Below are 9,361 nucleotides of genomic sequence, written 5' to 3' on the forward strand. Positions count from 1 at the left end.
AACCTTTCAAGCATTTTAACTCTGACTAACAAGTCGTTATCCAAAAGTCAAATCACCTCCACCTAGCACTTTTCCTGCTTCTGCTGTAAATGGGTTTGCAAAGTTAATTGTGGCCATCGCATTTCTGATTGGCTAAGATGCCAGTTCAAGTCGAAATGAATTCTAGTCAAATATCGAATTATAGCTTGTATAGATTTTAATCTACATACCATAGTTTTGTAGCGAAGCATCCAGCAGGTCAAATACATTTACCTATGAATCAATTAACTAGAATACTTTTAGTAGACGATCACGAACTTGTTCTATGGGCTCTCGTAGCGATTATTAGAGAAAAGCTCCCGGACACCCAGGTACTTTCCGCGTCCAGTTTTGATCAGGGTTTTGAGACGATTAAAAATACCCCCGTGGATCTAATCATTCTGGATATTGATGTGCCTGGTGGCAACAGCACCAAGATGATAGAAAAACTCAAAAGTGTCCGCGCCGACATCCGGGTACTTATACACACTGCGATGGAAGAAGAAGATTATTCTATCAAATACCTCACAGCGGGTGCCGACGGCTTTTTATCAAAGGCCTCTCCGCTACCCACCGTCGCAGAGGCAATACAGACTGTTCTCAGGGGAGAGAAATACATGAGTCCGAAAACCCAAAATTTGCTTGCCAACAGCTACCTCAAATCAGTCACTAATCCGGCAAAACCCAAAGAAGCATCGACAATCACGCCACGGGAGGCTGAAATTATCACATTGCTCTTGCAAGGAAAGTGGACCAAAGAAATTGCATCCCAGCTTGGCATCAAATGGAGCACGGTCAGTACCCACAAGCTAAGCATCTTTGAAAAGTTTGGAGTCACCAACGTAATTCAGCTTTACAAGAAAATTTTGCAAGACTATCCGGATCTGATTGATGTAAGTACGACTCAGGTCAAGCCCAAATCCTAACAATGTAGTACCCTTCGCTGTCTAAGTTGGGCACAGGTATGTACCCCCAAAAGAAGTAAACTGCATATGAAAAAACTACTAATATTTTTGCTTGCCTTATGTGCTGGTTCCCCTAATACTTTATACGGGCAAGTTGGATATTCTGTCAGTCAATATACCGCAGACAACGGGTTACCACAAAATAGTGTAAAAGGGATTTCCTCGGATGATGACGGCTTTGTCTGGTTGGCGACGGAAGATGGTCTGGTCCGTTTCGATGGTCACCATTTCGAAGTTTTCAATGGCTCTAATCTAAATATTGCCAGCAACCGTGTCGCCAGTATACGCAGTTCTGTACGAACTCACGTTTTAAAGGCGTTGGGTCGCCCCGAACGAGTCAAGGTAGCTTATGCCAGGTTTTGGCCGCACTACTCGGTGAAGATTGAAGCAGGCCATGCCACCGCAGATTCAAACTATTACCCTAACCGCGATCGGCGCATGCTTTCGCTAGGGCTGGATATCAATGATCTGAACGACATCACCTACGTTGTCGGCCTTCCCGATCTGCTGTATTCGGATTCGACCGGCAATGACCACCACATGATCATGGCCGGTAGTGGTGAAGGTAATTTTTTCATGATTACTAAAAACAAAATCGTCTACTATCAGGATTGGAAAAAGCGCTACCAACGCCCGAGCGCTGGCAGTCAACTATGGAACTACTTTTCGATCGGCAAAAAACTATATTACCGAATCGGTCAGGGGGAATACATACAAATATCTCAGAGCAAGACCTCGCATTTTACTCTTGCCCCAGCCGTAGAAGACCCGTCGAAAAACCACCAGCAAACCGAGCGACAGAAATTCTACTGGAACGGCAACTCCGAACAAGCCTTTCTTTTCTCCGGCAAGAACTTATACATGCTGGTCCAGCAGGGCAATGGCGATCTTTCCGCGAAATTGCTGGTTGAGGATTTTGACCTGCATGCGTTGGGTGTCGATGTAATCTATTTGGATAATGTTTCTCAAAAAGTGTTTTTGGGCAGCCGGGTAAATGGACTTTTCGTGTTGAGCAAAACACAATTTACTCCCGTGGTAGTCAAAGGAGAGGTGGGAGAGAATGTGTTTTACGCGCAAGTCCCCTACTCCGCAAGCAGTGTGATCACGCCAACGGGCATTATTATCGGAAAGGGCCCGATTCCCGGCCAAACCAGTCACAAATCTGTCAGCCAGATCGCAAAAATCAATCCTTTCGAAAAGCGAATTATGCTAAAAAGTCGAAATGGCACCATCTGGACCAAACGCTATGAAACACTGCTTCGCATCGATCAAAAATCACTAAGACCCGATCAGGTGTGGACTTTTGAAAATGAAATCACTGCCCTGTGTGAGGGCGCGGATAATGATATCTGGATCGGTGTGATCAACAAGGGCTTGTACAGAGGTCATACAGTAGCGGACAAGATTCGACCCAGGTTAATAAAAGACCAGGCTCTGAAAGAAATCACTTGTCTGGAACCTGGCGGTGAAAGTGAAGTGCTTGCGGGCACCTTGAAGGGACTTTACCGGGTGAACACGCTCACAGAAACCAGCTCGCTCATAGAAGGCACCCGTGGAATTCACATCAAAAGCATACATCCGTCAGATAACGGTCGGGTATGGATAACGGGGCTGGAAACCGGATTGATGCTCTTGACGGCTGACGGAAAGCTAACCCGCTTTCCCCTGGATCGGAAACGCTACCTGGCAAGTTCCCACTGCGTAGTTGAAGATGGGTTGGGATACCTATGGATTACCACCAACAAGGGATTGTTTCAGGTCAAAAAAAACGATCTGCTAGTATATGCACAGAAATACCCTGGCAAAATCGATAATACAAATTATGGCACAACAAGGCGTTACACTGGTGGGCTTTACTACCATTATCACGCAAAAGATGAAGGATTTAACACCAATGAATTTAATGGGGAATGCCAACCCTGCGGAGTCAAGTTGGCCAGCGGATTTATATCGCTACCCTCACTAAATGGCCTGATTTGGTTTCAGCCAACTGAAATTCGTCGCCACCTGCCTGACGAAAGGATTATTCTGAGTGCAGTGGAAGCAAACGGAATCCCGGTTAGCTATTCCGGCGAGACGATCGATTTCCCGCAGAATGCGGAAGATGTCAGGCTATATTTCGCCACGGCCTATTTGGGTCATAAAGACAACCTGAATGTTTCTTATGCTGTCGTCAAACGCTCCGAGACCGTAGCTGCATCTGATTGGATACCTTTGGAAACCGACGAGCTTACTGTCAACCTGACCGGCCATTACTCGGGTGAATACTCGCTCTTTGTTAGAAAAAACAACGGTTTTGGCCTGGATAATTATGAGATTAAACACATCGGGCTGAATTTTTCCGAAAGATGGTATGAAAACATCTGGATTATCCTGGCTATCAGCCTTGCCATAATCGCGTTAGTCATCCTGGCTACTTTTGCATATAACCGGCATAGGCTAAGATCCATGAGACAAAAGAATACCGAATTGGAAGAAGTGATAGCTGTCAGGACCGATAAACTGAGCAGAAGCTTGGAAGATCTGGAGGCCTCACGCAAAGACATGGATCAACAGATTTATTTACTTTCCCGAATTGTTGCCTCTATCAGTCATGACATACAATCTCCACTCAGATATGTTTCGTTTGCCTCCAAAAGAATTCCCGACCTGGCCGGGTCGGGCCAGATCGATGAAATTTCCAAAGTCGGTTTAATGGTTTCAAATATGTCCGACCGGATGGGTTCAATGCTCGAACAACTGGTCAGTTTCGCCAGAGCACAGCTATACGGCAAAAAAATGACGTTTGAAACTGTTAACATCTATCAATTAATTCAGGAGAAGTATGAACTCTTCCGGGAAACAGTGCACACCAATGCAAGCGCGTTTTACAATGAAATTCCCGAAAACAAACATGTTGACGCAAGCTATCAGCTGCTTTCTATAATCATTCACAATTTGCTCGATAACGCTACAAAATATACCCTACGGGGAGAGATTCGCGTGTATCTGAACAATTCTCAACCTGACACCAAAGAGATTATTATAGCCAACACAGCTACAAATCTGCCCGAGGAAATATTTGAACTTCTTACGTTAGAAGACAACGATGCGGCTATTGAAAAGTTTTCTAATTCGAGCCAGCTAAAAGGCTTGGGATTGTTAATTGTTAAAGAAGTAGCTACCCTGGCCAACATCGCCGTTTGGGTTAGCCAAACTGATTACATTCGTTTCCATCTGCGTCTGCCCAGGCCCGGCACACTGGTCAAAAGTCAGACAGAGACTGAGTAAGATTGCGGAAAAAGCTTACTGATGTCGACCTTTTCTGCTAATTCAAGAATGTTATTCACCTGCATTTTTCGAAAAATATTCGACTTGTAAAAATTGATACTGTTTACATGTATTTCCAGCATTTTCGAAATTTCCTTCGTGGTTCTGCCTTCCAGGATTAACGGCAATATCTGTCTTTCACGTTTGGTGAGTGCTTCTTTGACTTTGCTTTTCAGCTCGGTCCTTGTCAGCAATCTATCATGTACCCTGTCACTGAGGTAACGGTTTCCATTGATAACCGTCGAAATAGCAGTTAAAATTTCTTCCTTTTCGGCTGTCTTAACGACAAAGCCACTGGCTCCCCGCAGAATATAATGTTCGGCATATAGCAGCTCATCCCCCATCGAGCAGATCAGCACCGCCGTAGAAGGAGCAATGCTGCGAATCATTTCCATCATCTTTATTCCCGAGTATTCATCCATCAAAACTTCCAGAATGACCAGATCAAACTGATCAGAAACCAGCAGTTTAAGTGCCTCCTTAAAATTCACGGCCTCAGTAACGTCAATTTCCCCACTTAGTTCTCTAATTACTACCCTTAGGCTTAACCTCATTAAAAATTGGTTGTCTACAATTAAAACTTTTTTCATCTTCTGATTTTCTGTTCGCGATTGAATCCTGCTCGATTGAAGCAAAGTTAAATGGGCTCCAGCCAAAAATGTGCCGCTGAAATGCGGCGATGCGCAGGTAATTGATTCTAGACGATTCTCGAATAATAGCTATTCTCTTTCCTCGATTTCCGCAATAGCTTTGTGCCCAAATCCAGATGGCCTTTTCAAGGCCGTGACGAGGTTATCATCCGGGGCCGCGACTCCCAGCTTGGTACACCTGCTGCCGTATGGCTCAGGTATTGATCGGCGACAGGGACTCGGAAGGTAAAGCTAGATAATACGCGACTGGTGTTTAATCCCGTCTAAGCCATGTTTTAAACGGGATTGTTTAAGAACATCAGGCAATCACTATCAAAACCCCGGTCAGCAATACAAAAACCAAATTTCGTATATACATATACGTTAAGACATATCGTCGCCTATGAAAGAACTTGTCTTAGCCTAGACGAGCACGTTGAGTATCACATTAGAATGACCTCCTCCCCTTGGCAGGAGGTCATCTTGTTTCTAGGCAAATCGAATTAGAACAGGGATGTCTTATCGTCCTAATTCTATTAATCCCTCGAACAGGTTCGAGACATACGGACACTGGATTAATTTACCTTTGTCGACCTGCGTGATGGTTGAGTATGTTCCAAGACCAAACATCTGAGCGCTAGAAAGCCAATTATTGAAGTACACTCAATTTTTTTGCAACAAGCTAAGTCGTCGGGATACTCTCAATCCATATTGTACAATTAGTTTTATCAGCACTCTCAATAGCCTATGCACCCTGTACAAACCATTGTCGATCAAGTTAAGATATTGCGCCAGGCAGCGGGCATTTCCCAAAAAGAAATGGCCGGAAAGATCAATCTGGACGTTACCAACTACCGAAAATTGGAGGCCGGCAAGCGGAAACGGTTGGACCTTCATCAGTTGCTTGTGATCGCGGATGCGTTGAAAGCGGCGCCTGAACAAACCTTGGTACCAATAACGCAAAATCGTGCATGGCCAGCCCAACCTGGCATTGCATTAACCGAGTCGATGGATTTCATCACTGAGGAGTACCATTACCAGGAGGTGATCAGCTTGCTTCGGTCAATTATCGAAAAGCAGCACAACATCATTGCTGAGCTTAATAAGCTCTCTAACAATAGTCAAGGCTACAAAACTTGATTTTTATCAGCGAAGCCAATTTAAATCTTACCACCACAAAAATGTCCAGAGAAGACCTTATACGAAAACGTATCCGAAGCCTCCGGGAAGCAGCCGGGATGTCACAAGCCGATCTAGCTTTTAAGCTTGGAATCGACGAGAGAAGTTACGCAAGGCTCGAAAGAGGCGAACGTAAACAGCTCGACCTGCACCTGCTGATTGCTGTTGCAAGTGCTATGGATATGGACCTATTGAATCTATTAGCCCCGGTTCTTCAAACCCAACAACAAAGTCTGGAAAAGAGAATTGTTTCCGAGGAAAGAGGCAAGGATCAACCTCAAAAAAATCACTACGAATACATCATTGCGCAGTTAATGGACATCATTGAAAGTCAAAAAAGAATCATTGAGGAGAAAAATGAAACGCTTCGAAAGGTCCCGGCCTGAAGCCGTATCTGGCTAACAATCAATCAAAAGACAACCAGGTAACGCAGCGACCAAACTTAAAGATATGAAAGCCATTCATGCTCGGCGAAGAGAGCAGGAATGGCTTAGCTTTTTTTCTACAAATCCCGACAAGCACTACAAGGTTGCAGATTCAAACGATGTGTACACTGACCAGGTACAATGCGTATCGAGCATGATCCAGGCAGGCAAATAAGGTTACAGCAGGACACAATTTTGTCCTCGATAAACACTAATTCGACACCTGACCTGCATATTCAGACAAGAATATGGCATCTGCTCTATGACTTCCGGAGAAAAGCAACCGATTTCCGTCCGGCCGGCAAACCAATACTACCAAAACTCGTCTCAAACCTACCACAAAGTGTCTTCACCCGAACCGATTTCACCACCCATCTTTGTAATACAAACACGCACTGGTCATTGAGCTCATGATCTTCCCACGATAAGAAAAATTTCAGCGTATTGCCGGCAATCTCCGGTGATTAGTGTATTAGCCGACCATTGGTTTCCACCAAATCGCTTTTACAATTACCTGTACTCCAACAGTTTTATCAATTTATTTCTTAATCTAATTTAAAATGAAAAAAACAATCTACTCCCTAAGTCTATTGATGGGCCTTACCGCTTCTGCTGCCATGGCGCAAAATGTAGGGATCGGCACTACTACTCCGGCGGCCAAATTGCACGTGGTGGGCAATGTAGCCATTCAGGATGGTACCCAGGGTGCCGGAAAAGTATTGACTTCTGACGCGGCGGGTATCGCCAGCTGGCAAGCCCCTGCGGGATCGGGTGCTAGCACGGCGACGCAAACGGCCTCTTATGCAGTACCTATTGGAAACGGCGCGCAGGCAGATGCTTTTTTCGGTGTGACGGAAGGATCTTATACAACGGTTTCAAATACGACCAATGTCATCAATTTCCCCAGTCAAAAAGCCGCATTTATCAACTACGTACTTGGTGTTGACGACGTGTCTGCATGGACAGGTTACAGCCCGTTTAACCGCTTTGAAATATATATCGACGGAGTTGCCAGCGGCATCTTTATTATCATCCAGACCGAAGTGAGCGGTCACTTCGAATTGACTTTATCCGGTGTTCGCACCCTGACCGCAGGAAACCACACGTTCGATGTAAGGGCAACCAGATGGTATAACAACGGTGCTCCTGCCAGCGCATACCAAATTTGTGGTACCATTTCTTCCAACTTGGATGTAACCTACTTGAACTAGTCGGAGAGTTGTTAAGATACAGTCTTCATTTAAACAGCTTTCACGATGAAAAAAGAATACATCAGCCTGATGGCAGGTATGGCGTTACTGTTGGGGAACCAACTAGCCCAGGCGCAGCTTGTCATAGACGGGGCTACTTTCAATAACTACGGCGCGGTAAGCAACCGCGAGAGCTACACGGCTGTAACGGCAACCGCTTCAGGCGCCTACACAGCTTCCTCGGGAGCAGTATTTGAGCACTATGAGACAGATGCCAACTCGCTGCGTGTTAATAACAGCTATAATGCCAATGGGTCCGGCGGGAGCACCGACAATTTCAACGGCCCGGCCGGGGCAGCCGGTGTGCAGGGTATCAGCGGCAGTGTTGCTCCTAATTTTTCTACACTGGCATTGAAAAACGGGGCGGCGAGTGCATTCAATCTCACCAACACCGCAGGTGCTAATGTGTTTACTACGGCAACCTTTGAAAACGGGATCACGACCACTGTACGAGCCAACGCGGCAACCGGTGCGCTCAGGTTCCAGCCAGGGGCGACTTACACGGGCGGGCTCACAGATGCGCAGCACGTAGACGGGTACGTATCCAAAATCGGTAACACAGGTTTTGTCTTCCCGGTCGGAAGCAGCGCGGATCTGAGAACATTGGAGATTTCGGCTCCTGCCAATGCCGATGCCCATCTGAGTGTGGCATACGCGTCCGATCTGGGAGAAGCACCAAACACGCCATCGCCATCGATCAAGCGCGTATATACGGCAGGGAGTTGGGACTGGGTAGCTGTTACAGCTTCAACGATCGATCTGGATGTGACCGTATCGATCCCCAATGTTGCAGCCTTCGAATCCACGGCTTCTAACCTGAGGCTGGTCGGCTGGGACGGTTCCCAATGGCTCGATTTGAGCGGGTCAGCCAACGCGTCAGGCGTGGCCGAGAACAGTACACTTACAGGCGTAGTTCCTGCTGGCGCTGCAATCAGTCAGATCGGGATCGGTTCTATTCAGGACCTGGCGACCACCCCTGATCTGCGTCCTTTTACCATCATGTCCAATGTGACCTTTTCAACGGCAGAGACCGTCAGGCCTTTCACCGTAAGGCTTCGTAACATGCGCACGGGAACGGTTGCCAGCGATCTGATCACTGTTCGTCTCTATAAGCCAACGCCTGGCTCGGTGATCGCTCTGACGGGAGCTTCGGCTGCCGAATGGACCATTACCAACTCGGGGACCTATTATACGCTGACAACTAACACAGATATCCCTGCATCACCGTTGGGCAACAGCATTACTGCTACTGTCTCGATTGCCTCTGCGACGCCTAGTGGAACTTATCCGCTGCGCGTATTCATTCCTGACCTGTCAGGGGGAGAAGTAGTGGCCGACAATGTCAACAATAACCTGATCATACAGGTTTTCAAAAACATGTAGACGGACGCGAGTTCATACCAAAATTTTGCAATCATGAAAAGAACTAATCATTACCTAGGGTTGATTTTACTGGCGCTGTCCCTGTTCGCTCCGGGCATCGGATACAGTCAGCAAATCGACATCAACGCCGGGTACGGAAACTATGAACCGGGAACCTTTCCCGGCTATGGAAACCAGCCGGCAGCCCGCGGGATATTTTACTC

General features: G+C 46.4%; 7 protein-coding genes. 6 read left to right on the forward strand and 1 reads right to left on the reverse strand.

The genetic code is table 11. The annotated features are described in order from the left end of the window. The first annotated feature begins 254 nt into the window (after positions 1-254). Complete coding sequence (locus CLV60_RS33540) at positions 255-944, forward strand: response regulator (protein WP_106599767.1); 690 nt, start codon at positions 255-257, stop codon at positions 942-944. 66 nt (positions 945-1,010) lie between these two features. Then, the gene (locus tag CLV60_RS33545; RefSeq protein WP_106599768.1) at positions 1,011-4,253 is read left to right on the forward strand and encodes a ligand-binding sensor domain-containing protein; all 3,243 of its coding nucleotides are present in this window, start codon (positions 1,011-1,013) and stop codon (positions 4,251-4,253) included. Here CLV60_RS33545 and CLV60_RS33550 read toward each other — a convergent pair. Then, positions 4,235-4,882: a response regulator transcription factor gene (locus CLV60_RS33550; protein WP_106599769.1), complete on the reverse strand. Its 648-nt coding sequence runs from the start codon at positions 4,880-4,882 to the stop codon at positions 4,235-4,237. The genes CLV60_RS33545 and CLV60_RS33550 overlap by 19 nt on opposite strands. 786 nt (positions 4,883-5,668) lie before the next feature. Here CLV60_RS33550 and CLV60_RS33555 point away from each other — a divergent pair. The 4 genes from CLV60_RS33555 (at position 5,669) to CLV60_RS33570 (ending at position 9,158) form a co-directional block, all read left to right on the forward strand. Then, on the forward strand, positions 5,669-6,061 hold the full coding sequence (locus CLV60_RS33555; RefSeq protein WP_106599770.1) for a helix-turn-helix domain-containing protein: 393 nt from the start codon (positions 5,669-5,671) through the stop codon (positions 6,059-6,061). A 41-nt stretch (positions 6,062-6,102) separates the two neighbouring features. After that, positions 6,103-6,486 (forward strand): helix-turn-helix domain-containing protein, encoded by a 384-nt coding sequence (locus CLV60_RS33560; RefSeq protein ID WP_146151649.1) that lies wholly within the window; start codon positions 6,103-6,105, stop codon positions 6,484-6,486. A 599-nt stretch (positions 6,487-7,085) separates the two neighbouring features. Continuing rightward, entirely contained in the window at positions 7,086-7,736 is a 651-nt protein-coding gene (locus tag CLV60_RS33565) for a hypothetical protein (protein WP_146151650.1), read from the forward strand. A 45-nt stretch (positions 7,737-7,781) separates the two neighbouring features. Then, on the forward strand, positions 7,782-9,158 hold the full coding sequence (locus CLV60_RS33570) for a hypothetical protein (RefSeq protein ID WP_106599773.1): 1,377 nt from the start codon (positions 7,782-7,784) through the stop codon (positions 9,156-9,158). The last annotated feature ends 203 nt before the right edge of the window (positions 9,159-9,361 follow it).

Origin of the sequence: Dyadobacter jiangsuensis (genome assembly GCF_003014695.1) — a bacterium.
Lineage (GTDB): Bacteria > Bacteroidota > Bacteroidia > Cytophagales > Spirosomataceae > Dyadobacter > Dyadobacter jiangsuensis.